Raw genomic sequence first — 26,981 nt, 5'->3', positions numbered from 1 at the left:
GCGGAGGGGGGTATGGAATGGATGGTTTGGCGCTTCCGCGTCAAACGGCCACAGGCCCCTTGTAAATCCAGAACGTTTCTTTGCCGATCCATTCGACCAGATCGGGATCGTTATTTGTGAGTTTCGGAATCCATTCTTTCAGCGATCCCTCCGTCTGGGAACGGTGCGCTTTGATCGCCTCCAACTTTTGATCGAAGACGTCGCTCACATCGTTCACGATGTCGGGCGAGCCGAGATACGCCTCGCAGTTTTGCGAAAATGCTTTACAATAAATTTTCGGCCGCTGGTCTTCCGGCAGGCGCATGGCGGCGCGGATCACCGCTGCGCCATAGGCATCGTGATCGGGATGGACGGCAAATCCGGGATAAAACGTAATGATGAGCGAGGGCCGGACGTCTTCGATGATGCGGTAAATTTTGTCCGCCACTTCGTCTTCATCTTCAAACTCGATCGTTTTATCGTGCAAACCGAGCAAGCGCAAATCTTTGATCCCCATGACCCGGCAAGCTTCCTGCAACTCTTTTTTCCTAATTTCGGGCAGCGTCTCACGGGTCGCAAAAAACGGGTTCCCCATGTTTCGTCCCATTTCACCGAGGGTTCCGCATGCATAAGTGACCGGAACACCTGCCCGTGTATATTGGATGACCGTTCCCGCCACGCCGAACGCTTCATCGTCGGGGTGCGGAAAGGTGATGAGGACGTGTCGTTCCATCGGTTTTCCCTCCTAGGTTGTACAAATCGTTGCGGTCGGACCGTCACCGACATCCTTTGAACGCGGCCAGCCTCGTACCGGCGGAATCCGCCGGAATCGATCGCTGGATGCTTTCGGAACGGTGCGCCGCTCCCTTGAATGTTTTATAAAATGGCGCGGAGGCAACGTCAAAACGGTTCTTTGCTCAGTTCGAGGGCGATGGCCAGCTTGCCGTCTTTATGGTGGCCGGCAAGCAACAACCGTCCTTTATCGTCCACTTCCCAATCGGTGAGGCCTTCCGCGTACACCCAACCGCTTTCCATTTTCAGCCCGACGCGGTAGGGTCCGTTCCCGGTGATTTTTCCCCTGGAATAACGGATTTTCCCGTTGCGGATAAAGGCGCCGACCGACAGTTGGTCCGGACGGCGAAAGCCGGTATAAACGCCGTTGGTCGTCTCCAGATGGATATAAAGCTCTTGTCCGGCGAAATCGTCCAATACCTTTTGCACGTCTTCTTTCCGTATGGCTTCCAAATTCCCACATCCCGTTACAATATTCATTGTTATCCATTTCTATGAATCACGTTATCAAAACCCAATGTGATCAATTTTAATCATAAACCTTTCATGCTGGGGCACCGCGCTTGGCAAGCATCCCAATCGTCCGCGGCCAGCAGGCCGGCGCTGGAAACGTGCTATCCTTTTACAATAAGCTGTTGAACGTCAAAAGGCAGACGGCGTCAGCGCGCGCTCGTCGCCGTCTCTTTCCATCGCGCCTCAAACAATCGCTTGAGATGGGTCAGCATGCCTTCGGCGGTCAGATCGGTCTCCGCTCCGCCTTGGGCGCGATCGGGCTTGCCGCCGCCTCGCCCGTTGATGAGCGCCAGGCCGTCCCGGACGAGGTCGCGCATATCCCAGTCCACGCCGCGGCCGCGCGCGCCGATCACGTGCAAACGCCCGCGCTGTTTGATGGCGAAGAGCACGATGACGCTTTCGTCGGCATCGACGAGCAGGCGGACGAGTTTTTGACAATCGGCGACTTCGCGGTCGATAAACGAGCGGGCGACGAGGCGGACGGAACCGCGATCATCGGCTTGCGCGAGCAATTCTTTGGCTTCATATGACAGCAGGCGATCGTTCGCTTCCTCGCATTGTTTTTCGAGCTGGTGATAGCGCTCCAGCAATTGATCGAGTTTTTCCGGCAGCTCATTTTCTTGACTGCTCAACTTGCGATTCAGCGCTCGGATGACGCGGTGTTTATCCGCAAAGGCGCGGACCGCCCTGATCCCGCAAATAAAATGGACACGGAAACCGTCTTGGTTCTTTTCCCATGAAAGGACATGGATGGGCCCGACCTCCGCCGTCGCCCGCGGATGCGTCCCGCCGCAAGCATTATAATCATAATTCTCAATGATGACGAGGCGAATGTTTTCTTTCACCCGCGGCGGTTTCCGTAAAGGATATTTCGTCCATTCGTCGCCATCCACCCATTTCGTTTGAATCGGTAGGTTTTGATAAACGATGCGGTTCGCGATCGCTTCCGCCCGGCGCACGTCTTCTTCCGTCAACGCATCGGTGGCGAGATCGATCGTCACATCGTCATGCCCGAGATGAAAGGCGACCGTTTTCATGCCGAGCTCGTCGGCGAACGCCGCCGACAAGATGTGTTGACCGGCGTGTTGCTGCATATGGTCGAACCGACGCTCCCAGTCAATGCGTCCCGTGACCCGGTCGCGGCCTTCCGGCAACGGCCGTTCCAGATAATGACGGATTTCGCCGGCGACCGTCTCCGTCCCCGTCACCGAAATGTCGTCGATTTCACCGGTGTCGCCCGGCTGTCCGCCGCCGGTCGGATAAAAAGCGGTCCGATCGAGCACCACATACGGACGGCCGTCCGTTTCTTCTCCCCGTTGAACCACGGCGGCTTCAAACGTTTTTATGTATGGATCTTTATAATAAAGTTTTTCAGTCATCTTTCGTCCTCCGCTCTAAATGACATCAATCGATGTGATCCATTGCACGTTTTCTTTTATTATAGCATCAAAAATGCTAGGCAAAAACGGAATGGACCGCCCGCCTCCTCACAAGCCGTCCGGACAAGCCCTTGAAGCTTCCTCGGCTTCTTTGCCGCCGCCCCTTTCCGCATTCTAACCCGCCTTGCTCATTTTTCCGAAAAAGAAACGGTAAAAAATTCCCGCCGTTGCCGCAAAAACCACGCTGATCAACATGCTGATCAAATGCCGTTTGTCAAAGACCGTGCCGAAAAACGCAACGGCCAAGATCGAAAGCGAAAGCCGGATGCGCCACGGAACGCCCCACACCCTTACAGATCTATAGGCGGCCGCGTTTTTAAATTTTATGAAGGAGAAAAGAATCATTCCCCACAACAAGAGAAACACGACGCCCGCCGATGTCGTCAGCAATTCGTAAATCGCGCCGGGCAAAAAGTAGGAAGCCGCGATAGTTATAAATAAAAACACCGTGGTGACCAATAAGGAAGGCACGGGAACGCCCCGATGGTTGATTTTGGCAAGCACTGCCGGGGCTTCATGCCGTTTGCTCAGATTGACCAAGATGTGGGAAACGCCAAACATCGCGGCGATCGCCGTCGAAAACGCCGCGGTGATCATGATCCCGTTCAAGACTTCATCGGCGAACGGAATGCGCAATAAGGATAAAGTCGTGACCATCGGGCTTCTTTTCGGGGTGATTTCGGTTACCGGGGTGACGTAGAGAACGGCAAAAAGCGACATTAAATACAACGACGCCAACAGAAAGACGATCTTGCGAAAGGCACGCGGAATGATTTGGATCATCTCAACCTCCGCCGTCGCCAGTCCCGTCGCAATAATGCCGCCGAACGTAAAGAACATCATGCTTAAACTCGTTAAAAATCCGGTCAAACCATGAGTAAACCACAGATCGATTTCGGTGAAGTGGGAAGGCGGCCCCTCTCTTCCTCCAAGGATAAAATAAAAGACGATTCCGATAAATACGACCAAGGCCGCGGACTTCAAGATGGCGAACAACGACTCGACCCGTCCGTAATTTTTCATGCCGATCCCATTGATCCCCAACGCCAACAGCGCGTAAACGCACGATAACAACCATATCGGTACGGAGGGCAGCCATTTTTGCGTAAAAATGCTGATGCCCGTTATTTCGCTTGACATCGTCATGACGCCCGACGCCCAATAGATCCAACCGCCCACAAAAGCGAATAAACCCCCTAAATATTTTTCGACGAAGTAGAGGAAAGAACCCCGGTGGCCGGGTTCGGCCGCCAACATCGCACCGAACGCGTCGAAAATCGTCCAAACGGCAAAAACGCCGATGAGATAAGAAAGCAAAATCGATAGGCCCGTTTCGCGGATGGTGGTCGCCGTGGCGAGGAAAAACCCCGCTCCCAAAATCGAAGCCAGCCCAATAAAAACGAGCTGCCCTTCGGATATCCCGCCTCTTTGTTTTTTGATCGCTCTCTTTTTTTCATGATACACATGCGGCTTTGGAGCCGTTAACGGCTGTTTGTCGTCGTTCATTTCCGCTTCCTCCTTTTCGGTTATTGTTACTATTCCCGTAAATGCTATGTAATCGCCCCGAAAAAACATCCGCTCCCGCGTTGCCGCGAAAGGCATCGCGAGAGCGATAACGTTTTGGAAGGTCCGCCGTCGCTGGAATGCAGTTTATATAAGACATTGGATGGAAGGCCGTTGTTCTCAGAGATTGAAGGCCTTTTAAAAACATCCGCCGAGCCATGACAGGCGATGGCCGGCCGATGCGATTCCCTTGTTGATGGCGGGTCAAATCATCAGGGAAATTCTCCCGCACTGACCGATTTTTATATGTTATACTGTGTTACAGACTCACCGCTGGAGGAGAACGTATGTACCCGACCAAGACAAAAGCCGAAAAACTCAAACTGCTGCTCTCTTTGTTGCTGCCGATTTTTATTACGCAAGTCGCGATGTATGCGATGAATTTTTTTGACACCTTCATGTCCGGACGACACGGCACGGACGATCTCGCCGGCGTGGCGATCGGATCGGGGTTGTGGGTGCCGGTGTCGACGGGGCTCAATGGAATCTTGCTCGCGCTCACGCCAATGGTCTCCCATCTGCTCGGTGCGGATGAAAAGGAGAAAATCCCCCATACGCTTTTGCAAGCGGTCTATTTGTCCGTCGCCGTGGCGTTCCTCGTGCTGATTGCAGGCGCTTTCCTGCTCGATCCGATTCTGGATCAGATGAAGCTCAAACCGCACGTACATAAGATCGCCGAAAACTTCTTGAAAGCTTTGGCGATAGGCATCTTTCCGCTTTTTGTCTACGGGACGTTGCGTTGCTTTATCGATGCGCACGGCATGACGCGCCTGTCCATGTTGATTACGCTCTCGGCGCTGCCGATCAATGCGCTGTTCAACTATGTATTCATCTTTGGGAAATTCGGTTTTCCCGAACTCGGCGGGGTCGGCGCCGGCGTCGCCACGGCGCTGACGTATTGGATCATCACGGCGATCGCCTTTTTCGTCATCGCCAAAGCCGAACCTTTCCGGATGTACCATGCGTTTCGGCGCTGGCCGGCCGTTTCATTGAAAGTATGGAAAGATCTTTTGAAGACCGGCGTGCCGATCGGGCTGGCGATCTTTTTTGAGACGAGCATTTTTTCCGCGGTCACGCTGCTCATGAGCGCGTTTGATACCGTCGTCGTCGCCGGTCATCAAGCGGCCATGAACTTTGCGTCCTTTTTATACATGGTCCCCTTGTCCATTTCCATGGCGCTGACGATCGCCGTCGGCTATGAGGCGGGCGCCCGGCGCTACAAAGACGCCGGCGAGTACGGCGCCCTCGGTTTGACCGTCGCGCTTGGCATGGCCGTCATTTTCGCCGCCGCGCTCCTCATCAGCAACAAGCAGGTCGCGGCGATTTATTCCAAAGACCCGGCGGTGATCGCCATGACCGCCCACTTTCTTTTGTACGCCACGTTCTTTCAATTGTCCGACGCAATCCAAGCGCCGATTCAAGGGGCGCTTCGCGGTTATAAAGATGTCAACGCTCCATCGATCATCACGTTGATCGTCTATTGGGTGATCGGCCTTCCCGTCGGTTTCGGTTTGGCCCATTGGACGCCGCTTGGCCCTGACGGCTATTGGATCGGCTTGATCTCCGGGCTGGCCATCGGCGCGATCGCCCTCAGCTTCCGGTTATGGCAAATTCAGAAAAAGACGCGGGGGACGGCAGCGAACTCGCCCTCTTGACGGGTTCCTAACCTCCCCCTTTTTAAGGCGTTTGGCCATCGCTTTAAGTGATCCGTCCATGTCTTTATGAGGCCATTTTGTTGGAAGGCTTTTTAAAGAAGGAAGCAATCAGTCGGATCAAGGCGAAAAACACGATGCCCAACACAAAGGATAAGAAAACGCCTAAAATGGTCGCTGCCGATTTGAAAGCATGATCATGGATATTCACTTTGTACAAGGAGTGCCCAAAGAGCGCAGGTTCTGAGGCGAGGTGGTTATGACCCGCCAGCAGCAAGATGAGCGGGCCGACAATTAAAAGCAAAGCATATAATAAGATGAAACTCAGACCGTATAAAAGTGCTTTAAATAGCTTGCCCAAGGTGCTCCCCCTTTCCTTTTATGATGGTTATCCCACCTTGATCAACCGTTTGTGCCGAAGACCTGTACCCGCTCAATCGCGGCGCTATTTATATCTTTATATGAACGCCTATCACCCGCCTTATCAATCACTTCGATAACCACGCCCAAAATCCTTGTAAAATGAAAAATCTTTGTTCGTTCATCGACCCGGAGCATAAATTGCGCCATGAGATGTGCCGCAAAGCTTCGGTTACACCCTACTCAACGCCGTCACTGTTCCAATCTTTCCGACCGTTATTTCTTAAATCTGAAGGAAACACCAATTCCGGGTACACAAAAAAGCTGACCCTTCGGCCCCGATGGCGACCGAGGGTCAGCCCTTTTTGAATACAAAGAGCGTGGACTGACACGGCGTGAAGCCCATAGCCGTTCAGCCTGGCTTTTTTAGGATTATGATGGATACTTGATCAACGTGTATTTCTTCTTGCCGCGGCGGATGACGGTGAACTCGCCGCCGATGCGGTCCTTTTCCGTAACTGTGTAGCCCAAATCGGTGATGCGCTGGCCATTGATGGAAATCGCGCCGTTTTGGACGTCTTCGCGGGCCTGGCGTTTGGAGCTTGAAATGTTCGCTTCGACGAGCAGGTCGACGATATTCTTGTCGCCAGTCTCACTTACCGTATGCGACGGAACGTTGCGGAATCCTTGGCGGATGTCGTCGGCCGACAACGCACCAAAGTCGCCGCTGAAGAGCGCTTCCGAGATCTTCACCGCCTGGTGAAGCGCCTCTTCGCCGTGAACGAGCTTCACCATTTCTTCGGCGAGGGTCCGCTGCGCCACCCGTTTTTCCGGCGCCGTCTCCACTTCGCGTTCCAGTTCGGCGATGTCTTCCCACGACAGGAAGGTGAAGTACTTAATAAAACGAATGACGTCCCGGTCATCGGTGTTGATCCAGAATTGGTAAAACTCGTACGGCGTCGTTTTTTCCGGATCGAGCCAGACCGCATTGCCGGCCGACTTGCCGAATTTTTTGCCGTCGCTCGTCGTGATGAGCGGCATGGTCAGGCCGAAGGCGGGCGTTTCATGGCCGTTTCTGCGGATCAGTTCCAACCCGGTCGTAATGTTGCCCCATTGGTCGCTGCCGCCGATTTGCAAGCGCACGTTTTCTTTCTCGTAAAGGTTCAAGTAATCGTAGGCTTGCAAAATCATGTAGCTGAATTCCGTGAACGAAATGCCGGATTCCATACGAGCGGTCACGGATTCCTTAGTGAGCATGTAATTGACCGGAAAATGTTTGCCGACGTCGCGCAGAAAATCGATAAGCGGCAAGGCGCCGAGCCAGTCATAATTGTTGACGACTTTGGCGGGGTTTTTCTTCGAATCAAAATCAAGGAACCGGGACAGTTGCCCTTTGATTTTATCCGCCCATTGTTCGACGGTCTGCCGCTCGTTCAACGCGCGTTCCGTCGACCGGCCGCTCGGATCGCCGATCAACCCGGTCCCTCCGCCGACGAGCGCGATCGGGGTATGTCCCGCTTCCTGGAACCTTTTTAGGACGATGATTTGCAGCAAATTCCCGATGTGCAGGCTGTCCGCCGTCGGGTCAAATCCGCAATAAAGCGCAATCGGCTCCTTTAACGCTTCCTGTAAACCTTCGCGGTCGGTGATTTGAAACAGCAAATCCCGCTTTTCAAGATCTCCGATGATGTCCATGTCTTTCCCTCCGATATAAAATGATCAGTAAAATAAAAAAAGCCCTCCCGTAAAGGAGCGCTCGACACGCGGTACCATCCTTTTTGGGCAGATCGGCGAAATCCGCCCCACTCGGCGAGATAACGGCTCGTTGCCGTTCCGCGCTACTCATCCCGTTCACGCGGACAACTCGGGGAGGTAATTCGCGCAACATCTGTGCATCGGCTCGCAGCAACCGCCGACTCTCTGAAGCAGGGAGATGCCCGCTACTTCGTCCCGTCATCGTCTTTTAAAAAACTTATACATGATTTTTCATAACACGTCAAGGCCTCCAAAGGAAACCGCCCCGTTCCGCCGCTAAATGAAAACCATGCGGCGAGCAATAAGCGATCGCCTCTAAAAACGCAGGCCCATTTTGATCCGATGAACAGCGTCTCGCCATCGCGGAGCCGTCCTATGCCGGCCACGCCTCTTTATCTATCCGTGGGCATTTCGTTCCACCAACGCGGCCAATCGTTTAAACGCCTGTAAATCGAAACGATGTCTTCCAGCGGCATGCGAACAAGACCACTCGAAGACGGAGCGACGAAATCAATGACGCCGGGGACGACGGAATCTTTCTGCTTGCCCCACGGCACGTCCTTTTTTTTGGTTAACGCTTGGTAGACGCCTTTCCCGACGTAACAAGCGACTTTCGGCCGAAAGCGCGCGAGCTTTTCCCTCAGGACGGCGGCGCCTTCTCGGTATTCTTCAGGAAAGAGGTCGCGCGCCGATTTCGTCGGCCGGCTGACGATGTTTGTCAAGCCATACCCGTAATCCAACAGGGAGGCATCTTCTTGCGCGGTCAATTTGACCGGCGTCAATCCGGCCCGGTGCAAGATCGTCCAAAACCGGTTGTTGCGATTCGCATAGTGATGTCCCGTTTCGGCCGATGTTAGACTCGGGTTAAAGCCGATGAATAGAATGTTCAAGCCTTCCCGGAGATGATCCGGCAATTGGCCCCCGTGTACAGATCCGTCGCCTTTCATAGCCGCTCCACCCTTTGCCATTTACTGACCGCTCCCGCAAAGTCCATCGCTTTTAAAACGTAGCGCCGGCTCGGCTCCTCCGCCGCGCGTTCCATCGGGCAAATCCCGATCGGGGTCGGCCACAACGCCTGCCGATCATGTAAGACAAACAGGGATAAAACCTGCTTTTTTTGAAAAAGTTTCCCCGCGTCCCTCTCCGCCTCTTCCTAAACCCGAGATCACTGCGGCCGATCGCGCCATCGCTTCATCCTTATAATATGCCGACAAGCGTTCCAACGCCGTTCGCGCGCGATCTCCGCGGCTATCCGCGAGAATCGGCATACCGTCCCCGTTCATGTTCGTAGATTTAGTCGTTTCCTCTTAGAGGCAAAACCAATAACGGCGCCATATGAAAGCCGTTGGAATTCGCGATTTACCGTCCGCAAACATACCCGAGCCACGCCAGAAGCAGTCCGCCGATATACGTGACGGCGGTGTACGCGAGCAAAACGGACCGGTTTTGCTTTATGAGATTGAACATTCAATTTTAAGAGTCGAAAAAGTGGTCAACGCCCCTAAAAATCCGGTGCCGAACAACAGTTGATAGGGCTCGGCGGCGCCGCTTCCCCAAAGCCAGCCGAGGAGAAAGGCGCCGGGGAGATTGACGAAGAGCGTACCGAGCGGAAACCCCCCTTTGTTGAACCACTTTCCGAGATAATAGCGGCCGATCGCCCCGAAAAAAGCGCCGACCGAGATGAGAAGGACCGCTCGAATCATGGATCCATTCCCCCGTTTCCAAAACGCGAAGTGCCGGATCGGAAACCGGCGGCCACGAAAAGCACGCCGCCGAGGAGGCTCGCCAAAACATAGAGCACCGCCAAGCCGGCGGCGCCTTTTTCCAGCAATTGGATGGTTTCAACGCTAAAAGCGGAAAACGTGGTAAACGAGCCGATCATCCCGGTCGATACTCCCGTTTTGATGTACGGGTGGATGTCGTCGCGCGCTTTTATACGCGCCGTGAACCATCCCAGCGCAAAACAGCCGAGAAGATTCACGATCAGCGTGGGTATGGGAAAGGCGCCGTGCCACCACCGGCCGATGGCTTCATCCATCCCGTAACGCAACAAGGCGCCGATCATTCCGAAAAAACCGACCGCCACAGCGGTCATCCCCTGATCCCTCTCCTTTAAAAGCGCGGACTCCTGCCGGCTTCTGTTGGCAGGAGTCCGCTCGTGAAGGTCACTGCCAGTTGTACACAGCGATTATTTTATATGATCTCGAAAAAGACCGTCAATGGGGGCCGGGAATGGCGCCATGATTCATTGTTGCAAAAAAGACGGAACGCCCGGATCGTTCCGTCTTGATCGCTTCCAAACCCGGAAAGGATTCGATAATAATTCTGCGGGCTTTGCCCCTCCATGAAATTAAACTTTTTCGGCGTTTTTCACATAGTCACTCAACACATCGGCCAACGCGTTCACCGTCCGCTCGAGTTCTTCTTTCGTATTGTCAACGCCTCCGATTTCGAACAAAAGAACGTGGGGCGATAAATCTTGGTTATACACGCCGTTTCCCTCGGTCCGGCTTTTTAAGAAAATGCCTTTGCTCAAGCCGGGATAGTCCTTGTTCATCTTGGCGTTCAGTTTTTTGGCGATGAGCTCGTTTTGATCCGAATACGGGTTGCCCTTCCCGATGACGATGGACACGCGCGCGTACGAATGGCCGTGAATCGTGGCCGTCGTTTGCGGTTTTCGCGCGGAATCGCGGTGAATATCGATGATCAGCAGATAGCCGTGGTTGCCGGCAATGGCTTGCTGGACGATCGGACGCGAGGCGTTATACGCCTTTTCGGTGCCCCAATTCTTCTCTTTCAGCACGGTCGAAATGTTCGTCTCGTCGATCGTCGCCTGAACGCCGTATTTCGCCAGCGCGTTTTTTAACATTTCGTCGACGAGATGAATGTTCGTTTTGGCGCTCGTGGCCAGATTGGCATTTTGCGCCCCCGCTTTGCCGAGCAACGGCAAATACGATTCCCAACTGTGCGTCGAATATAAGAAGACTTGCGCGTTTTTCGCGGCCGCCCGCGGCGGCGTTTTCTTCGACTTGTCTACTCCGGCCCCTTCTTCCTTTTGGCGCTCCAAAATATAATCCAGAGGCGGCGGGGATTCGATCGGCACGTTCGTATAATTCGTCCCTTCGCCGGCGACGACGATTTCCGTATCAAAAACCGTAAAGCCCGGCAGTTCATTTCCCAACAGACTCCGCTCATCTTCGAAGTTGATATGGGTCGCCGCCCGCAAGGCGAGCTTCGTAAAACTGATTTTCTCATAATCGCGCGGCAAATCTTGTCCGAATGACGGATGTTCCCATCCCATCATTTCCACGATGTTTTCCGCTTTTATGCCTGCCAAGGCGTCCCTGACGCTGGCGAAAGCAAAAAAGCGTTTCGCACCAGGCATCGTCAGCAGCGCAACGAGAACAAAGACGATCGTGATCGCTGTCGGCATGATGGAAATCATTTGGCGAAGCGAGGATTTATCGCGGCGGATAGACGTTTCCAACATAGGATCGGCCTCTTTCGTTCATTTACCATATCTCTATGATTCCGATCCTCTTTTCATGATGAAAAGTTGTCCTTTAATAGATTTTATTTGGCTGGAACCCTTGGGCCGTCCGCCGAACGTCCCCGCCAGCGCCCACTTGACATGACTGGGCGCAAAAAAAGCCTTCCGCAGCGCGGAGGGCTAGCGAACCTCACATTTCTTTTTCGTCAATGGCGCAGGGACGATAGAGATGGGAAAATCAGGCGGAAAGCCGTGCTTTAAGCCGCATGTTCAACGCCTTACCATTGTTTCACGACAAAAACGCTGTTTAAATTTGGGATGGCTTGTTCGCCAACCATTCCGATTTCGGATTCAAATCGTTGCCTTCCGGGTCTTTGTCCGCCTTCGCCCAACCCGCAAAAATATAAACGAGCGCGCCGATGAAGACGACTTCTTGGATGGCCTTCATGACCACACCGCCGGCTTTCTGATCTTGGAGCGGAGTGAAAAACTCGAAAACCCTGGGTTCATGGAGCACCGGATCGTAAACCACATGGTTGCTGAACATGATCAAGGCGCAGGCCGGGGTGAGCAATATGCTTGCCGCAAACACATACCCGACTTTTTCGATCGGCTTTAAACGTCTTGTGCCTGCCCCTTCCGGCTGGACAACGAGCCACCACATGACAAAAGCGAAGATCAAGAGCACGACGTCGGCTGCCGTCATCAACACGTCGTGGACCGTGACGGTGTTGAAGATCACGGGGATATGGTATAAAGAGATCAAAAAATTAAAGAGCGTGACGGCGAGCAGCGGATGGGTGATGACATGCAGCAATCGGCGCAGCCATCGCGGCTTAAATATCGGCGCGGCCATCCAGCCGTACATTCCGCCCAACACGAGCGGCGGCACAATAAAATAACAGATCGACATGTCGAACATGTGGGCGCTGAATAAGAAATGATGGCCGAACGCTTTAAGCGGACTGCCTTCCGCGATATAAAAGAGCAATAAGCCGGTCATAAAAAAGAACGTTTTGCTTTTGGACGGGTGGGCTTCCTTCGCTTTGACGGCTTTGACGTACCAATAGGCGATGGAGATTAAAACGATCAGCATGACCGGATGGAACAGTTCAAAAAAACCGAGATCCCAGAGCGACCGGACCGTATGGCCGTTGTCCATGTTCAAGCCCCCTCTTCAATGGCGTTCGCATGTTGACGCATTCATTTTTAAATTAGCATTCGTCCGAAAGAAGCGCAAATGGCCGCGCGGCTTTTTTTACGGCGGATCGCCGCGATTCACAAAATCGTCACGATTGCGTGTCCTTCGGCCGAATCGCCAAGCGGAAAGTCGAAACGTCCGCACGCTCAATCGGCGTCCATTTCGGCCGGATTTGGCGGTTATTCCCGATGGAAGTTCAGCAAAAAGGTTGACTCTTCGGTGCGTGAGCTCCCCGCTTTCACTGACAATCCCCCAAGCGGTTCGCCGCGACGCCCTCTTTTCGGGAACCGCCCCGCCATGAATAATGAAGGAGCGGTGGGATCACCGCTCCGGTGTTATTTGTGGTTGGCGAGCCAAGTGGCGACCGCTTCCGCCTTTTTACCGGAAACAAGTCCGCCTGGCATACCGCCTCCGCCGTTTTTGATCTGTTTAAGGATTTGCTCTTTCGACAGGTGGGAACCGACGTGTTTCAAATTCGGCCCCATGCCGCCTTGCAGTTGATTGCCGTGGCAGCTAGCGCAGTTTTGTTGATACACGGTTTTCGCGTCGACTTCACCGCCCGATTGTTTATTTTGATTTGAACCGCCGCATGCGGACAACGACCAAGCGCTCACAAGGATCAGGATGGCAAACAACGCCCGTTTCAAAACCACCACTTCCTTTCTCTTCCGAAATGACCGGTGTTTCACTTACATTCCCATTATACCCGATCGGCCGGCGGGGACGGAAACGAGGGGACCTTTATGATGGGAAAGACCTTCTTAGCTTTTCCCATCCCATCTCTTCAAGTCGTCATGTCCGGGCTTCCTCAACGCCCATAACCTTTCAAAGATTTTGCGGCATGCCCCTTTATCCGCATCGAAAACATCAGGCGATTCGAAAGGTCGGCCGCTAAAAAGGTTTTAATAAATCGGTCCGTTGATCAAACGGCCAAACCGATCTTCATGACGACGATCGAAACCGGACTGGCATCGAAACCAAAGGGCATCCGCCGAAGTTTTGGATGGGAAAAAAGCTTGTCATGAAGGATGCGCGAGGGGATGCTTCCGGCGGCCATCTTTCAGTGGCAAATGAAAGCCGACCGCAGTGAAGGACGCGGCCGGCTTTACCCTTCGTAAGTCAGCTCGATTTCATGTTGAATCGGGATGCCGTCTTCTGAAAACAAAGGAATTTCCGGTTTGATTTTACGCGCTTCATCGATGGCAAACCAATAGACATTCGTGAGGCGAAAACCGCGTTTTTGATAAAAATGGAGCGCGCGCGTGTTGTCATTGCTCGTGATCAACCAAAGCTTTTTCCAACCGTTCTTTTGGTGCAAATCGACGACTTTTTGCAAAAGGCGGCTGCCGATGCCCTTGTTTTCATCGAAACTGTCGAGGGAAACGATTTCGCATGACCGCTCTTCATCGAGGCGATACGTAATGATGCCTTTGATGTCCTGTCCGCTCATGGCGACAAAACCGGGCAGACGATCGAGCTGGTGAACGACTCCGCGCGACACCATTTGCGAAGATCCCCATTGTTTGCGAAAAAAGTCGCTGAGAAGAGGTCTCATGGCGTCATCAATGGGCAGGATATCCGGTGTCATCCACGGTCATCCTTCCGTCATTCAAGTTAAAGATTTTTAGCTATTCCAAAATATCATGAGCGCATCTTTTCGTCAATCGCGGCCTGGTGTCCGTCCTCGTTTTTCCATCCATTCAATGACTTCGCCGGAAGGGCCTTCGATAAAGGCCGAGATCCAACCGTTCGGAAAACGTTGCGGCGCTTCCAATAACAAGCCCTGATTGACATGAGCCAGCATCGCCGACACATCATGCACGCAAAAGGCGAGATGGACGTCGGGACCAGTCAGTCCGTTTGGCTTCTCTTCCAATTCAATCGTCAAACCGGAAGGATGGCGAAGAAAAATGATCGTTTTGCGGTGCCATTGAAACCTTTCCGTCTCCTGAAAACCGAGCGACCGGAAAAAATGGGCGCTTTCCTCAAGGCGGTCGACTTCGAAACCGATGTGGTGGAAGCGGGCGAACACGGCGGGTTCACGCGAACAATTATAAGATGACATGGACATCCCCGAATTCGTGCCACAAATACCCTTTGGCCACCGCGTCCCGATAGATCGTTTCAATGGAGGCGGCGTCCAGGAAAGCCGTCAATAAATCGAGATGGGTCGACTCCGGCTCGTGCAGCCCTGTGATCAGACCATCGACCACTTTGAGCGCAAACGATGCATCGATGTATAAGTTCGTCGTCCCCGACGGCTTTTCAAAATCCCCAGACATCGCCACCGTCTCCAATGCACGGACGACCGTCGTGCCGACGGCGATGACGCGTCCGGCCCGTTCCTTGGCCGCGCGGATGCGCGCGATCGTCTCCGTGGGGATGTGGTAGGCTTCCGTATTTTCTTTGGGCGAAACGGGGTAAGGCTCATCGGGCACATAACTGAGTCCGGTATGGAGCTGCAAAAAGCCGATGCCTATCCCCTTTTCTCTAAGACGTTGGAGCAATTCCCAGCTGAACGGCCGGCCGGCGGACGGCATTTCCACCGATCCCGGCACCGCGCCGAAGACCGTCTGGTAATCCGAAAGCGGCCAAGGCTCGTGAATATATTCATAGCGCACCGGCTCTCCGGCTTCGTAAATGGCGTTCCAAAGCGCCTCGCCGGCGAGCGAAAATTCAATGCTATGAAAAGGCGAACGGCGTCCCTTTGAGCCGATCCGGATGGTCACGCCGGTGGACAAAACGATTTCATCTCCGGGCTGAACGTCGTCGGTCACGATCATCGCTTCCCACACCGCGGCATGGACCGGCCGCGCCAAGCGAATTTCAACGGGCCGCCCGCTCGCAATGGCACGCCCTCTCAAAACCGCCGGAATCGTCCGGCTGTTGTTCAACACCACGAGATCCCCGGGTTTCAGATAGTCGGGCAAACGATAGAACACATCGTCATGCGTCAATCCGGTCCCGCGCTCGGTGACGAGCATTCGGACGTGATCGCGGCGGAGCCCGCGCCTTTCGGGAGGACGGTCGGCGTTCAACGCCTCAGGTACTTTAAACGGCATCGACAGCGGCGCCATCCTCGGATCTCTCCTTCCAAAAGCGTTCGGCTTCGATCAAACGGCCGTGAAGCGGTTTGGCGGCATCCGACGCCAAATACAAAAACACCTCGGCCACGTCGCGGGGATCGGCCAGTTCATAATCACAGTCCGGAACGGCGAGCGCATGCATCTCGGTATCCATTTCTCCCGGATCGACCAAATGGAGGCGAACGCCGCTTTCCGCCAGCTCTTCCGCCCACGTGTAAGTCAATCCTTCAAGGGCGAACTTCGAGACGGCGTAAGCGCCCCACCCCGCATAGCCGACGTGTCCCGCGGACGAGGTGACATTGATGATACACCCTTCATTTCTTTGCAACATGCCGGAAAGCACCCGTTTCGTCATTAAAAACGGGTTGAAGACGTTCGTGATCAAGACATGGCGGAAATCCTCGATCGGATAATCCGCGAGATACGGCATCGGGCTCGGGCCGAGAATCGACGCGTTGTTGATCAACACGTCGACGCGCCCGAAGCGCCGTTCAGCAAGCGAGACAAAGCGTTCCACATCGTCCGGATCCGAAACGTCGGCCGGAACCGCCAAAACATCGGCGGCGATGGACTCCAGTTCTTTTTTGACTTGAAACAGCGGCCCTTCCCTTCGCGCGCAGAGGGCCAGTTGGGCGCCTGATTCCGCAAAGGCATGGGCGAGCGCCCGCCCAAGCCCTTTGGACGCGCCGGTAATCATCACCACTTTTTCCTTCTTCAATTTTTTTAGCCTCCTCAGTTTTTGATTGCATCCGACCGAACCTTGCATTCATATGCCGTTTCCGCACGGAACCTTGGCGATCGCCCTCATTTTCCGATCCGATCGCCCGCTTCGCCGGCTGGAACACACCTTTTATCCGGAAGCCTTGACTTAATCCTATCGAAGTCCTCATTGTTTCGGCATCGGCGATCGGATGGAACTTCTCTCTACGAAAAAAGTCGACGGGCTTCTGGGACTTTAGACTGAAACGTTTGCGGGGCACACCCGCCGCTGAGCATGTGAAGGCTAAACACGGGATGCATCCCTTCATGGTAGAACCCCTTGGAAAACGCCTTAAGCCCGATAGGCCGCCGTCATTCAGCAATAAGCCTCCCCATCTGCCTCGTTTATGGCGAAAACTCATGCCCATTCGATCGTGGATAAATGAAAACGGCACACCGTTAGTCGGGTGTGCCGAAAAAAGGAAAAGCCGCTTGGCGACTCCCGCGCCAAGCGGCTTCGTATGCCACGTCTTGTCCGCTTTTTACATTTCTTTTGGAGCTTCGATGCCGAGCAAGCGCAATCCTTCCTTGATGACGATGGTGACCGCTTCGACAAGGGCGAGTTTCAGATCGACATCGTCGCTGTCGAGAATGCGTTCATGGGCGTAGTATTGGTTAAAGCTTTGGGCGATGCGGAAGATGGATTTGGCAATCTGTGACGGATCGCGGTCGATGAAAGCGTTCTTCACGTCATCCGGGAAGGCGGCGATGGCGCTCACGACCGCCCACGATCCATCATCCTCCAGGCCGCCGTTCACTTCGGATACCGTCCGGCCCGCTTTGCGCAAGATCGAATGCGCGCGCGCATGGGTGTACTGCAAATATGGGCCGGTATTGCCTTCAAAGCGCAGCATATCGTCAAAGGAAAACTCGACGTCATTCATGCGGTAATGCTTGAGGTCGTGATAAATGACCGCGCCGACCCCGACTTGTTTGGCGACTTCTTCTTTGTTCGGAAGCGACGGGTTTTTCTCCAAAATGTTCTTTTCCGCCAAGGCGATGATTTCCCGCAACACTTCTTCGAGCAAGACCACTTTGCCTTTGCGGGTCGACATTTTTTTGCCGCCTTGCAGGATCATGCCGAACGGCACATGTTCGATGTGGTCCGCCCAGTCGTAACCCATTTTCTTCAGCACTTTTTTGATCTGCGTGAAATGCAGCGACTGTTCATGGCCGACGACGTAAAGCGCCTCATCGAAATCATAGGTGCGCTTGCGGTAAAGGGCCGATGCCAAATCCCGCGTCGCATAAAGGGTTGCCCCGTCTTTTTTCTTGATGAGGCATGGGGGCAAGTCGTCTTCATCCAGGCGGACGACGAGCGCCCCGTCCGATTCCGTCAGCAGCCCTTTCTCTTCGAGTTCACGGACGACCGCGTCCATTTTGTCGTTGTAAAACGCTTCGCCGTTCATCGAGTCGAACGAGACGTTCAGCAAGTCATAAATCTCATTAAAAGCTTCGATCGACACGTCGCGGAACCATTGCCAAAGCTCGCGCGCTTCCGCATCGCCGCTCTCCAGCTTTTTGAACCAGAGCCGGCCTTCGTCGTTCAACGCCGGATCCTTTTCCGCTTCTTCGTGGAAACGGGTGTACAGCTTGAACAGCGTGCGAATCGGCTCTTTGCGGACGGCCGCTTCGTCCCCCCATTTTTTGTAGGCGGCGATCAATTTGCCGAACTGCGTGCCCCAGTCGCCGATGTAATTGATGCGGACGGTATCATATCCGCATTTCTCGGAAATGTTGGCGATCGCGTTGCCGATGACCGTCGAGCGCAAATGCCCCATGGAAAACGGTTTGGCGATGTTCGGCGAAGACAGATCGTAGACGATCGTTTTGCCCTTGCCGAAATCATGGGCGCCGAACGCCTCCCGTTTTTCCAAAACTTCGTTCAGCACGGTTTGATAGGCTTCTTTTCGGTTGATAAACGCGTTGATGTACGGGCCGTTGGCCTCGATTTTTTCAAAAGCGGCATCCGCCAGTCGTTCAGCGGCTTCCTGAGCGATCAGTTGGGGCGCTTTCCGGTATGTCTTTGCCAGTTGAAAACACGGAAAAGCCAAATCGCCGTGTGCCTCGATCTTCGGTTTTTCGATCAATTGTAAAATCTCTTCGATGCTCAAGTCGGAAAAAACGGTATGTAATTGTTGAGCGAATCTTTCTTTATAAACCTTCATGCCACTCCTCTTTTCCGATCAAATATAAAAACCCCGCCCCCAAATAGAGACGGGAAGGATTCCCGTGTTCACGCGGACATCACACCAACGCCCGCGGAATTCGGCTGTCACTTCCAATGGACCAACCGCGAAGGCCGCATCCGTCACTTCCCGCCTTGCCGGGATACCGAATCGACGGTTTCAGACATCATTCCTCAGTTTGCAAATATTATACCGCATTCGACTCACTTGTCAATTCCACGCGGCATTTTGCCATCAAAACGACATAAAGCACGCCGCCATTTCCTTTCCCGCGAATGCCCAATAATGACCCGGATCACGGTGACCCCATCCGGCCATGTACGCCAAGGGGCGCCCGCCTAACCTCCTGCACGCTTCTGTTCGCCCGCAAAGAGATTAAATGACGGCAACCCAAGCGGCTCACGGCTTCGCCATGCTTAAACATTTTCAAGGCGATCGCCGTGCTTGAGCGGAAGCGTCACCGTAATCGTCGTACCGACTCCGACGGTGCTCTCAATTGCCATCCGGCCGTGGTGACTGCGGATGATTTTTTGGCAAATCATCAAACCGAGCCCCGTCCCTTTTTCCTTTGTGCTGTAAAACGGTTCGCCCACCTTTTCCAGGCGATCGGCCGGAATGCCGACGCCTTCGTCGATAAATAAAATATCGACCGCATTCGGACGCCTCAGCCGCACTTTTATGGTGATCGTACCGCCGTCTTCCGTCATCGCCTCAATGGAATTTTTGATGAAGTTGATAAAAACTTGTTGGAGTTTGTCCGGTTCACAATCGATTTCGATGGCCTCTTCATCGCATTCCAGTTTGATGAGGATATTGTGCAGGATCGCTTGGGAATTCAACAAAGTGATCACTCGGTTAAGGAGGTCGAGCAAATCCGCCCGCTCGATTTCGGACACTTGCGGTTTGGCCAGGATCAACAGGTCGCTGACGATCGACTCTATGCGATCGAGTTCTTGCAAAATGACTTGGGAATATTTGTGGTTGATCTCATCCTTTAACAGCTGGGTAAAGCCCTTGATCGCCGTCAGCGGGTTGCGGATTTCATGGGCGATGCCCGCGGCCAATTGACCGACGACCGACAATTTTTCGGTTTGCTGCAACATGGCTTCCGTCTTTTTTCGCTCCGTGACATCGCGGATGACGACTTGCAGCGTTCTTCGTTCCCGGTAATGCGTGGGGATGAATTTGATCTCGACATCGCGCGTCTCCCGATCGGTGCGAACGATGATGAGATCTTGAAATTCGACGGCTTCTTCGATCTTCCAACTGTTCTTAAAAAAGTTGGTGATCTTTTCTTTGTCCTTATCGTGCATAAACGCAATGAGCGAACGGCCGATCACCTCATCGGAGCGGGTGATGCCGAAGAGCCGTTTACCGCTTTCATTCAAGAAAATGAAATGGCCTTCCGGAGAAAGGATGCCGATCGTATCATGCGCGTGTTCGACAAGGGTGCGGTACTTTTGTTCCCGCAAGCGCATGTCTTCCACGGCTGTTTTATATTCGCCGATGTCCCGCGTCACGCAGAAGCATTCTTCTCCGCTCGCCGTTGGGCAGGAAAACGTATCCGCGATCTTTTTAAACTGCGATTCCACCCAAATGTAATCGCCTTCTTTCCTTCGCAAACGATACGTCACTCTGCCGGATTCGTTGGCCTTTTCTTGAAAACAGGCTTTGACGAAGGTGAGATCATCGGGATGGATGAACTGGTAGAGGGACTGGCCGTACAAATCGTAGGAGCGAAAATGCAAGAGCTGTTTGGCGGACGGTGAAACGTAAATCAATCTCCCGCTGTCGATTTGATGGCGGGACAACATGTCCGAAAAATATTTCGTATAAAACAGGTAATTTTCCAATTCCTGATTCGTCGTGAAAAAAGATGCGATTTGGTTATGGTCGTTCATCCTGCCATTTCCCCCAGTGTTAAAAACGAACACCCCGGTTTCGGTCGCCCTTATTCCGTCGAATTTTGTAAGTGGACATTTGTACTTCATTATATAATTTTTTTGACTTATGATAAAGTGATAGTGGTCTGGACAATGCCCGAAACGCGGCAATCGTTGCCGCCTTTAAGGAGGAAATCGATTTGAACCGGGAATTTTTATTGGAATTATTGAGAACACCGTCTCCTTCCGGAATGGAAATCGAAATTCAAAAAAATGGAGGGATTACGTTAAACCGTTTGCCCATCGCGTCGACACCGACGGGGCCGGCAACGTCATCGCCTGTCTTAATCCTGATGTCGACTATAAAGTCCTGCTCGCCGGGCACTGTGATGAAATCGCGTTTATGGTCAAACAGATCGATGACGACGGTTTTATCCGTGTTGAAAAATTAGGAGGCATCAGTCCCAAAACGGCCGTCGGCATGAAGGTCACCATCTTGGGAAGCGGCAAACGCATAAACGGCGTTTTTGGCGTCAACGCCGAACACCACGGCGGCGTAAAAGATGACTTAAGCGTGGAGGATTTGTACATCGACTGCGGCGCCACATCCGGAGAAGAGCTGAAAGATTTTGTGAAAATCGGCGATCCCGTCGTCTATCAACGGGAACCCGAGCTGCTGGAAAACGGACGGATCGCCGGACGGGGCCTCGACAACCGCACCGGCGCATTTATCATTGCGGAAACCTTAAAGCGGCTGGCCGAAAAAGGATGCCAAGTCGGCGTGTACGCCGCGAGCACGGTAAATGAAGAAACGAACTTCGGCGGCGCCTATTTCGCCGCGTCTTCGGTTCGTCCGACGTTTGCGATCGCGTGTGACGTCACATTTGCGACCGATTATCCCGGTGTGGATCGCGCCAAATACGGCGATGTCAAGCTCGGAGGGGCCCCGTCCTCGCCAAGGGAGCGCCGATCAACATAAAAGTGAACCGGTTGCTGGAAGATGCCGCCGAACGGTTAAAGATAAACCTCCAGTATGAACTGACGCCGCGGGAAACCGGCACCGATGCCGATCGCATGCGCCTGACGGGAACCGGCGTGCCCGTTGCCCTCGTCTCCTTGCCGTTGAGATATATGCACTCGCCCGTGGAAACGGCAAGCCTTGCCGACATTGAAGCGGAAATCGATCTGCTGACCGATATGATCGCCCATCTCAACGGCACCGAAAGCGTCAATCCGCTTGATGATTGATCGCCCGTCCACGACCGTCTTTCGCGCCATGCAACAGGGACTTGAACGCCCCCTCTCAACCGAAGCGGACGTGAAAGGGATGGGCGTTCTTCCATTTCCGTGGGGCATTGCCATCTGCAACGGCAATCCCGCGTGGCCCGCGCCTCTTTCCATTGCCGGGGGATGGACCATCTTGTATAATGAAAAATTGCACGGTGGACAAACGCTCAACGAGGACCGCCAACCCGTTTTTCTATAAGCTTCGCATGGGTTTCTCCATGCATCTGCGACCTGTAAGCCGCGCGCAGCCAACGATTTCTTGAGTCGAAAGGCGCCAGCGGATGGAAGCGCGCATGAGGAGGATGAAAAATGGCAGACGACCGCGAACACATAAAAGGGTTGACGCATTTAGGGAACAAAGAAACGCGCTATATTTTCGACTATGACCCCAGCCTTTTGGAAACGTTTGAAAATCCGAATCCTCACCGGGACACCTTTGTCAAATTTAACTGTCCCGAATTCACGAGCTTATGCCCGATCACCGGCCAACCGGACTTCGCCACCATTTACATCAGCTATGTACCCGATCGCCTGATGGTGGAAAGCAAGTCATTGAAATTGTATTTGTTCAGCTTTCGGAATCACGGCGGTTTCCATGAAGATTGCGTGAACAAGATCGCCGACGATCTCATCCGGCTCTTAGATCCAAAGTATTTGGAAGTCTGGGGAAAGTTCACCCCCAGGGGCGGCATCAGCATCGACCCTTACGTCAATTACGGGAAAAAAGGCACAAAGTGGGAAGCGATTGCCGAAGACCGGCTCGCACACCATGACATGTATCCGGAAAAAGTCGACAACCGTTGATCGGTTGAGGCATTCAGCGCATAGCGGCGGGAGGATGCGCGCATCCTCCCGCCGTTTTTATTGCCCTTCGGGTTTCGGAGAGCTTTCCCCGCGACCGTTCAAAAAACCCGGAAGGCGCCTTACGGGTTTTCGTTCTCGACGGCTTTGATGCTCCAAGAAAAACCTCTTCGCATCATCACGGAAATGGTCCTCGGCGCTTCATTGCATATCGTTCAAACACACGTGCAGGAAAGGTCCCAAGAAAAAAGCGATCACGGATAACGGGAACCAGGCAAACAGCAACAGCCCGAACAAGCTCAGCCGCTGTTTCACCGTCAAATCATCATGGCGCGCGGGTGCGAGAGCGACGACCACTCCCATCAAGAGGCCGACCGCCATGTATATACCGCTTGCGACGATCGGATAAAATTCCACGATACCAACTCCACCTGCGTTCACACGCTTTTTAATAGCTTATGCCGTTCGCGTGCCGCCGGTGAAAGCGCGGCCGTGCCGCAAGCCATCCTTTTAAATCTTATAGATTCCGAGCGCAGCGTTCCATTCATCCAACCGAGCATGACCGGTTTCCGTCATCCGCAAGGCCATCCGCTTCGCCGTTTACCGTTCCGTTCGAAAAACGCCGGCGGCCGCCAAAGAAAAGCACGGCGCGCCGATAGGCGCAGCCGTGCTTCAACGCTTCCTTCTTTCATAGATTTGAAAGCGATGGGGCCAGCGGTTTTTTTCATCGACCTGGCCCGGAACGTCCGATACCAGCCGCCAGGCGTCGCGATCAAACGTGAAATGGGTATCGCCGTCAAACGCGTGCTCAATGAGCGTGATGTACATCCGATCCGCAAAAGGTTCAAACGCTTGAAACACTTGCAGACCGCCGATGACAAACCAAATGGAAGCGCCACGCGCTCGTTTTAATATATCCTCGGCCGCATGATAGACTTCACAACCGCGCGCTTCATAATCCGTCTGTCGGGTCAGCACAACGTTGCGGCGCCCCGGCAGCGGCCGGCCGATCGATTCATGCGTTTTTCGCCCCATGACGACCGGATGGCCGATCGTCAGTTTTTTGAAATATTTCAAATCGGCCGGCAGGTGCCACGGCAGCCCATTGTCTTTTCCGATCAGACCGTTAACGTCCATGGCAAGCACAAAGGCGATCATACGGACACTTCACCTTTAATGTGAGGATGCGGATGATAATCGACAATCTCAAAATCTTCATATTTAAAATCGAAGATCGACTCGACGTCGCGCTTGATGACGAGTTTGGGCAGCGGCCGGGGCTCCCGCGTCAACTGCAGTTTCACTTGCTCGATATGATTCAGATAGATGTGCGCGTCGCCCAAAGTATGGATGAATTCGCCGACCTTCAATCCGGTCACGTGGGCGACCATATGCGTCAACAACGCATAAGAAGCGATGTTGAAAGGCACGCCTAGAAACACGTCGCCGCTCCGCTGATAGAGTTGGCAGGACAGGCGCCCGTCGCTGACGTAAAATTGGAACAAACAGTGGCACGGCGGAAGCGCCATCTCAGGAATATCCACCGGATTCCAGGCGGTGACGATGAGCCTTCTCGAGTCCGGGTTCTTGCGGATCTCTTCAATGACGTTTGAAATCTGGTCGATCGTTTCGCCGTTCTTTCCCGGCCATGACCGCCACTGATGGCCGTAAATGGGACCGAGATCGCCGTTTTCGTCGGCCCATTCATCCCAGATCGTCACGCGGTTGTCGTTTAAAAATTTGATGTTCGTGTCTCCCCGCAAAAACCAAAGCAGTTCATAAATGATGGAGCGCACATGCAATTTTTTGGTCGTCAAAAGCGGAAAGCCGTCCTCCAGGCGAAAGCGCATTTGATGACCGAACACGCTGATCGTCCCCGTTCCGGTCCGATCGTTTTTCCGCGTTCCTTCCCGCAAAATCCGTTCGCATAGATCAAGATATTGTCGCATCTCTTTCCCACCTTTATCGTCCGATCAAACGGCGTGCATCTGACGCCGGGTTGTTACGATCGCGTTTTGAAATATTCCTTCTCCAAACTCTTGAGGATGTCGACGGATTTCTTCGCCCACGGGTCATCGCGATCGGCCAGCGCCGCGATCTTTTCCGCCAGCGCCGTTCTTAAAGACGCTTCATAATCCGGGATTTCCCCATCGTATCGCAAAATGGCATGGTTGTTGACAAGAACTTTTTCATGAAACGCATGGGCTTTCCGCTCATGAAAAAGCGGAACGTGGACTTCGTTCGGATGATGGAGGTCTCCCTGCGTCGGGTGTTTCAACACGGCCAGCACTTCAACGACGGCGTATTGTTCGTTGCGATATTCAAGAAAGCGGGCGACGTATTCGCCGGTTTTGCTCCTGACTTTAACGATATCCCCTTGATGAAAGGGCTCGCTCACGCCAATTCCTCCCTTTCGGACCACTTTGCTACCAGTATAACAAAAAAACGCGAAAATCGAGAGGCAACGCCGAATTAAAAGCCGTCTTGCGGATGGGAACGAACGCATCAAGCCTGCAAGCGGCCGCCGACTTCACTATGCCATTCATGAAAATGGATGCCCGAAGCGCGTATGGGCAAAAGTCCGTCACGGTTTTCGGTGCGCAGGGCTAATATATATTGACGTGAATAAAAGAGGTGAAGACCATGCCGGCAATTGACGGTAAAACGTACATCACACGCATCGATGGCTTAAACGCCGACGTTTGGTATAACGGAGAAAAAGTTACCGGGAAACTGTCGGAACATCCCGCATTTAAAGGCATCATCAAAACCCAGGCCGAGCTGTATGATCTCCAACATGATCCAAGATTTGCCGATTTATTAACCGCCAAGACGGCGTCCGGCGACCGCGTCGGCAGGGCGTATCTCGCTCCGAAGACAAAAGAAGACTTGGAACGCAGGCGCCTGGCCACCCAACACTGGGCGCGGCATACCGCAGGAATGCTCGGCCGTTCCCCCGATTACATGAACACCGTCGTGATGGCTTTCGGAACAGCCGCCGATCTCTTTAAGACAGAAAATTCCCAGGCCGCCGACAACTTGAAGCGTTATTATGAATACGCCATGACCCGCGATATCTCTCTCACCCACACGTTTGTCACGCCGCAATCCGACCGATCAAGCCTTTTTGCGGAAAACCCCGATGAAATCATCGGCGCCCGCATGATCGAAGAAAACAAAGACGGGATCGTCGTGCACGGGGCGCGGCTGCTCGCCACCCAAGGGGCGACGACGGAGGAAATCCTCGTCTTTCCCACCGGCGCAAGGCTTCCCCGGGCGAAAGCGGCGCGTGGGATGGCGTACGCCTTTACCCTTCCGAACAACACGCCCGGATTGTCTTTTATTTGCCGGGATTCGTTCGTCGGCAGCGATTCGGCTTTTGACCATCCGTTGAGTTCGCGTTTTGAAGAAATGGACACCATCGTCGTCTTCGACCGCGTCACCGTTCCGTGGGAGCGGGTGTTTCTTCACGGCGACGTGGAGGTGAACAACCGCATCTATCAAGAGAGCGGATTTTATCCCTTGACAACGCATCATGTCGTCAGCAAAAGCATCGTAAAAATCGAGTTCTTCCTCGGCCTGATGCAAGCGATCATCGATTCGATCAATATCGGAGAATATCAACATGTCCATGAAAAAGTCAGCGAAGCGATCATCGCCCTGGAAGCGATGAAAGGGTTTGTCCTGTCCGCGGAACAAAACGCCAAAGAGAACCGCTGGGGCGTCATGACCCCTGATCCGAATCCTCTTCAAGCGGCGACGATCTACTTCGCGAAGACCTATCCGCGTTTGGTCGAGATCGTCAAACAGCTCGGGGCGAGCGGCCTTGTTTCGACACCGTCAGAAGCTGCTTTTCAGTCGGAAATCGGCTCGGCTTTACGCCGCTATTTAAAAACCACAACCGGTGACGGCGAAGCAAAAACCCGCTTGTTCCGCCTCGCCTGGGACGCGACGATGAGCGCCTTCGGCAGCCGGCAAGAGCTCTATGAACGCTTCTTTTTCGGCGATCCGGTGCGCCGCGCCTCCACCCTCTTTTACCAATACGACCGCAAGGCGTTCGCCGAACGCATCCAAGCGTTTTTAGAGGGCACGCCAAACTAGCGCAAACCCGTATGGATGCTTCCAAGGGCCAGCGAACGCCCTTAGGAAAGGCTTGTGAACGGTTCGGACGACGCCGGGATGACGCCGGATGAGCGCCGTCCCTATTTTTATGCGACGGGGCGGGCGAACCG

Annotated in this window: 25 protein-coding genes, 1 pseudogene and 1 other annotated feature; of the genes and pseudogenes, 4 read left to right on the top strand and 22 right to left on the bottom strand. The window is 53.6% G+C overall.

Translation table 11 applies throughout. The features are described 5' to 3' along the window. Positions 1 to 40: 40 nt before the first annotated feature. The 4 genes from bshB2 to CCB157_RS13400 all read right to left on the bottom strand — a co-directional run bounded on the left by bshB2 (position 41) and on the right by CCB157_RS13400 (position 4,229). Positions 41 to 712, bottom strand: coding sequence for a bacillithiol biosynthesis deacetylase BshB2 (gene bshB2, locus CCB157_RS13415; RefSeq protein ID WP_077616392.1), 672 nt, complete (start codon positions 710 to 712; stop codon positions 41 to 43). Between the two features lie 167 nt (positions 713 to 879). Then, positions 880 to 1,224, bottom strand: coding sequence for a YojF family protein (locus tag CCB157_RS13410; RefSeq protein WP_439951333.1), 345 nt, complete (start codon positions 1,222 to 1,224; stop codon positions 880 to 882). 206 nt (positions 1,225 to 1,430) lie between these two features. Then, entirely contained in the window at positions 1,431 to 2,663 is a 1,233-nt protein-coding gene (locus CCB157_RS13405) for an alanyl-tRNA editing protein (RefSeq protein WP_077616390.1), read from the bottom strand. A gap of 174 nt (positions 2,664 to 2,837) precedes the next feature. Next, positions 2,838 to 4,229 (bottom strand): amino acid permease, encoded by a 1,392-nt coding sequence (locus CCB157_RS13400; RefSeq protein WP_158077321.1) that lies wholly within the window; start codon positions 4,227 to 4,229, stop codon positions 2,838 to 2,840. Between the two features lie 344 nt (positions 4,230 to 4,573). Between CCB157_RS13400 and CCB157_RS13395 the strand changes: the two genes are divergently transcribed. After that, entirely contained in the window at positions 4,574 to 5,941 is a 1,368-nt protein-coding gene (locus CCB157_RS13395; RefSeq protein ID WP_077616388.1) for an MATE family efflux transporter, read from the top strand. 64 nt (positions 5,942 to 6,005) lie between these two features. Here CCB157_RS13395 and CCB157_RS13390 read toward each other — a convergent pair whose 3' ends face one another. The 14 genes from CCB157_RS13390 to CCB157_RS13315 form a co-directional block, all read right to left on the bottom strand. Beyond that, positions 6,006 to 6,299 carry a hypothetical protein gene (locus CCB157_RS13390; RefSeq protein WP_077616387.1) on the bottom strand — a complete coding sequence of 98 codons (294 nt, stop codon included), beginning with the start codon at positions 6,297 to 6,299 and terminating at the stop codon, positions 6,006 to 6,008. Positions 6,300 to 6,730: 431 nt separating this feature from the next. Then, positions 6,731 to 7,993, bottom strand: a complete 1,263-nt coding sequence (tyrS, locus tag CCB157_RS13385) for a tyrosine--tRNA ligase (RefSeq protein WP_077616386.1) — start codon at positions 7,991 to 7,993, stop codon at positions 6,731 to 6,733. Positions 7,994 to 8,043: 50 nt separating this feature from the next. Then, positions 8,044 to 8,264: a binding site (T-box leader), on the bottom strand. 181 nt (positions 8,265 to 8,445) lie between these two features. Further along, positions 8,446 to 9,021 (bottom strand): mismatch-specific DNA-glycosylase, encoded by a 576-nt coding sequence (locus tag CCB157_RS13375; protein WP_238594717.1) that lies wholly within the window; start codon positions 9,019 to 9,021, stop codon positions 8,446 to 8,448. A 483-nt stretch (positions 9,022 to 9,504) separates the two neighbouring features. Beyond that, complete coding sequence (locus CCB157_RS13365) at positions 9,505 to 9,756, bottom strand: CrcB family protein (RefSeq protein ID WP_369688681.1); 252 nt, start codon at positions 9,754 to 9,756, stop codon at positions 9,505 to 9,507. Continuing rightward, positions 9,753 to 10,148, bottom strand: a complete 396-nt coding sequence (gene crcB / locus CCB157_RS13360; protein ID WP_077616382.1) for a fluoride efflux transporter CrcB — start codon at positions 10,146 to 10,148, stop codon at positions 9,753 to 9,755. Before crcB ends, CCB157_RS13365 begins: the two co-directional genes overlap by 4 nt. A 255-nt stretch (positions 10,149 to 10,403) precedes the next feature. Then, entirely contained in the window at positions 10,404 to 11,543 is a 1,140-nt protein-coding gene (spoIIP, locus tag CCB157_RS13355) for a stage II sporulation protein P (protein WP_077616381.1), read from the bottom strand. Between the two features lie 307 nt (positions 11,544 to 11,850). After that, positions 11,851 to 12,705, bottom strand: coding sequence for a cytochrome c oxidase assembly protein (locus tag CCB157_RS13350; protein WP_077616380.1), 855 nt, complete (start codon positions 12,703 to 12,705; stop codon positions 11,851 to 11,853). Positions 12,706 to 13,079: 374 nt separating this feature from the next. Continuing rightward, positions 13,080 to 13,400: a c-type cytochrome gene (locus CCB157_RS13345; protein ID WP_369688680.1), complete on the bottom strand. Its 321-nt coding sequence runs from the start codon at positions 13,398 to 13,400 to the stop codon at positions 13,080 to 13,082. A 449-nt stretch (positions 13,401 to 13,849) separates the two neighbouring features. After that, positions 13,850 to 14,332 carry a GNAT family N-acetyltransferase gene (locus tag CCB157_RS13340; RefSeq protein ID WP_077616378.1) on the bottom strand — a complete coding sequence of 161 codons (483 nt, stop codon included), beginning with the start codon at positions 14,330 to 14,332 and terminating at the stop codon, positions 13,850 to 13,852. Between the two features lie 72 nt (positions 14,333 to 14,404). Then, on the bottom strand, positions 14,405 to 14,809 hold the full coding sequence (locus tag CCB157_RS13335; RefSeq protein ID WP_077616377.1) for a VOC family protein: 405 nt from the start codon (positions 14,807 to 14,809) through the stop codon (positions 14,405 to 14,407). Beyond that, a complete protein-coding gene (locus CCB157_RS13330) occupies positions 14,796 to 15,821 on the bottom strand; it encodes an S-adenosylmethionine:tRNA ribosyltransferase-isomerase (RefSeq protein ID WP_077616376.1) in 1,026 nt (341 codons plus the stop codon). The genes CCB157_RS13335 and CCB157_RS13330 overlap by 14 nt, the downstream gene beginning before the upstream one ends. After that, positions 15,796 to 16,548, bottom strand: coding sequence for an SDR family NAD(P)-dependent oxidoreductase (locus tag CCB157_RS13325; protein WP_238594716.1), 753 nt, complete (start codon positions 16,546 to 16,548; stop codon positions 15,796 to 15,798). Before CCB157_RS13325 ends, CCB157_RS13330 begins: the two co-directional genes overlap by 26 nt. 523 nt (positions 16,549 to 17,071) lie before the next feature. Next, positions 17,072 to 18,757, bottom strand: a complete 1,686-nt coding sequence (gene argS / locus CCB157_RS13320) for an arginine--tRNA ligase (RefSeq protein ID WP_077616374.1) — start codon at positions 18,755 to 18,757, stop codon at positions 17,072 to 17,074. A 437-nt stretch (positions 18,758 to 19,194) separates the two neighbouring features. After that, positions 19,195 to 20,679: a PAS domain-containing sensor histidine kinase gene (locus CCB157_RS13315; RefSeq protein WP_158077320.1), complete on the bottom strand. Its 1,485-nt coding sequence runs from the start codon at positions 20,677 to 20,679 to the stop codon at positions 19,195 to 19,197. Between the two features lie 233 nt (positions 20,680 to 20,912). On the opposite strand from CCB157_RS13315, the pseudogene CCB157_RS13310 reads away from it, so the two are divergent. Beyond that, positions 20,913 to 21,909 (top strand): annotated as a pseudogene (locus tag CCB157_RS13310) (M20/M25/M40 family metallo-hydrolase). 348 nt (positions 21,910 to 22,257) lie between these two features. Beyond that, the gene (queF, locus tag CCB157_RS13300; RefSeq protein ID WP_077616371.1) at positions 22,258 to 22,752 is read left to right on the top strand and encodes a preQ(1) synthase; all 495 of its coding nucleotides are present in this window, start codon (positions 22,258 to 22,260) and stop codon (positions 22,750 to 22,752) included. Between the two features lie 198 nt (positions 22,753 to 22,950). On the opposite strand, the gene CCB157_RS13295 is transcribed toward queF, so the two are convergent. From CCB157_RS13295 to kapB, 4 genes are all read right to left on the bottom strand, one after another. After that, a complete protein-coding gene (locus CCB157_RS13295) occupies positions 22,951 to 23,166 on the bottom strand; it encodes a hypothetical protein (RefSeq protein WP_077616370.1) in 216 nt (71 codons plus the stop codon). Positions 23,167 to 23,421: 255 nt separating this feature from the next. Beyond that, positions 23,422 to 23,907 carry a dihydrofolate reductase gene (locus CCB157_RS13290; protein ID WP_077616369.1) on the bottom strand — a complete coding sequence of 162 codons (486 nt, stop codon included), beginning with the start codon at positions 23,905 to 23,907 and terminating at the stop codon, positions 23,422 to 23,424. Continuing rightward, the gene (locus CCB157_RS13285) at positions 23,904 to 24,698 is read right to left on the bottom strand and encodes a thymidylate synthase (protein ID WP_077616368.1); all 795 of its coding nucleotides are present in this window, start codon (positions 24,696 to 24,698) and stop codon (positions 23,904 to 23,906) included. Before CCB157_RS13285 ends, CCB157_RS13290 begins: the two co-directional genes overlap by 4 nt. Before the next feature lie 53 nt (positions 24,699 to 24,751). Continuing rightward, positions 24,752 to 25,147 carry a kinase-associated lipoprotein KapB gene (gene kapB / locus CCB157_RS13280; RefSeq protein WP_238594714.1) on the bottom strand — a complete coding sequence of 132 codons (396 nt, stop codon included), beginning with the start codon at positions 25,145 to 25,147 and terminating at the stop codon, positions 24,752 to 24,754. Between the two features lie 245 nt (positions 25,148 to 25,392). Here kapB and hpaB point away from each other — a divergent pair, with 245 nt between their 5' ends. Next, entirely contained in the window at positions 25,393 to 26,850 is a 1,458-nt protein-coding gene (gene hpaB / locus CCB157_RS13275; protein WP_077616366.1) for a 4-hydroxyphenylacetate 3-monooxygenase, oxygenase component, read from the top strand. The last annotated feature ends 131 nt before the right edge of the window (positions 26,851 to 26,981 follow it).

Origin of the sequence: Caenibacillus caldisaponilyticus (genome assembly GCF_002003465.1) — a bacterium.
GTDB lineage: Bacteria > Bacillota > Bacilli > Bacillales > Sporolactobacillaceae > Caenibacillus > Caenibacillus caldisaponilyticus.
Note: the sequence above shows the minus strand (reverse complement) of the source record. Positions and strands in the feature narration are given on the sequence as shown.

Bases quoted from the DNA above. Each gene is read 5' to 3' on its own strand.
- bshB2 (WP_077616392.1), bottom strand. From the start codon at position 712: ATGGAACGACACGTCCTCATCACCTTTCCGCACCCCGACGATGAAGCG.
- CCB157_RS13405 (WP_077616390.1), bottom strand. From the start codon at position 2,663: ATGACTGAAAAACTTTATTATAAAGATCCATACATAAAAACGTTTGAA.
- CCB157_RS13400 (WP_158077321.1), bottom strand. From the start codon at position 4,229: ATGAACGACGACAAACAGCCGTTAACGGCTCCAAAGCCGCATGTGTAT.
- CCB157_RS13395 (WP_077616388.1), top strand. From the start codon at position 4,574: ATGTACCCGACCAAGACAAAAGCCGAAAAACTCAAACTGCTGCTCTCT.
- tyrS (WP_077616386.1), bottom strand. From the start codon at position 7,993: ATGGACATCATCGGAGATCTTGAAAAGCGGGATTTGCTGTTTCAAATC.
- CCB157_RS13375 (WP_238594717.1), bottom strand. From the start codon at position 9,021: ATGGCAAAGGGTGGAGCGGCTATGAAAGGCGACGGATCTGTACACGGG.
- CCB157_RS13365 (WP_369688681.1), bottom strand. From the start codon at position 9,756: ATGATTCGAGCGGTCCTTCTCATCTCGGTCGGCGCTTTTTTCGGGGCG.
- crcB (WP_077616382.1), bottom strand. From the start codon at position 10,148: ATGACCGCTGTGGCGGTCGGTTTTTTCGGAATGATCGGCGCCTTGTTG.
- spoIIP (WP_077616381.1), bottom strand. From the start codon at position 11,543: ATGTTGGAAACGTCTATCCGCCGCGATAAATCCTCGCTTCGCCAAATG.
- CCB157_RS13350 (WP_077616380.1), bottom strand. From the start codon at position 12,705: ATGGACAACGGCCATACGGTCCGGTCGCTCTGGGATCTCGGTTTTTTT.
- CCB157_RS13340 (WP_077616378.1), bottom strand. From the start codon at position 14,332: ATGACACCGGATATCCTGCCCATTGATGACGCCATGAGACCTCTTCTC.
- CCB157_RS13335 (WP_077616377.1), bottom strand. From the start codon at position 14,809: ATGTCATCTTATAATTGTTCGCGTGAACCCGCCGTGTTCGCCCGCTTC.
- CCB157_RS13330 (WP_077616376.1), bottom strand. From the start codon at position 15,821: ATGGCGCCGCTGTCGATGCCGTTTAAAGTACCTGAGGCGTTGAACGCC.
- argS (WP_077616374.1), bottom strand. From the start codon at position 18,757: ATGAAGGTTTATAAAGAAAGATTCGCTCAACAATTACATACCGTTTTT.
- CCB157_RS13315 (WP_158077320.1), bottom strand. From the start codon at position 20,679: ATGAACGACCATAACCAAATCGCATCTTTTTTCACGACGAATCAGGAA.
- queF (WP_077616371.1), top strand. From the start codon at position 22,258: ATGGCAGACGACCGCGAACACATAAAAGGGTTGACGCATTTAGGGAAC.
- CCB157_RS13290 (WP_077616369.1), bottom strand. From the start codon at position 23,907: ATGATCGCCTTTGTGCTTGCCATGGACGTTAACGGTCTGATCGGAAAA.
- CCB157_RS13285 (WP_077616368.1), bottom strand. From the start codon at position 24,698: ATGCGACAATATCTTGATCTATGCGAACGGATTTTGCGGGAAGGAACG.
- hpaB (WP_077616366.1), top strand. From the start codon at position 25,393: ATGCCGGCAATTGACGGTAAAACGTACATCACACGCATCGATGGCTTA.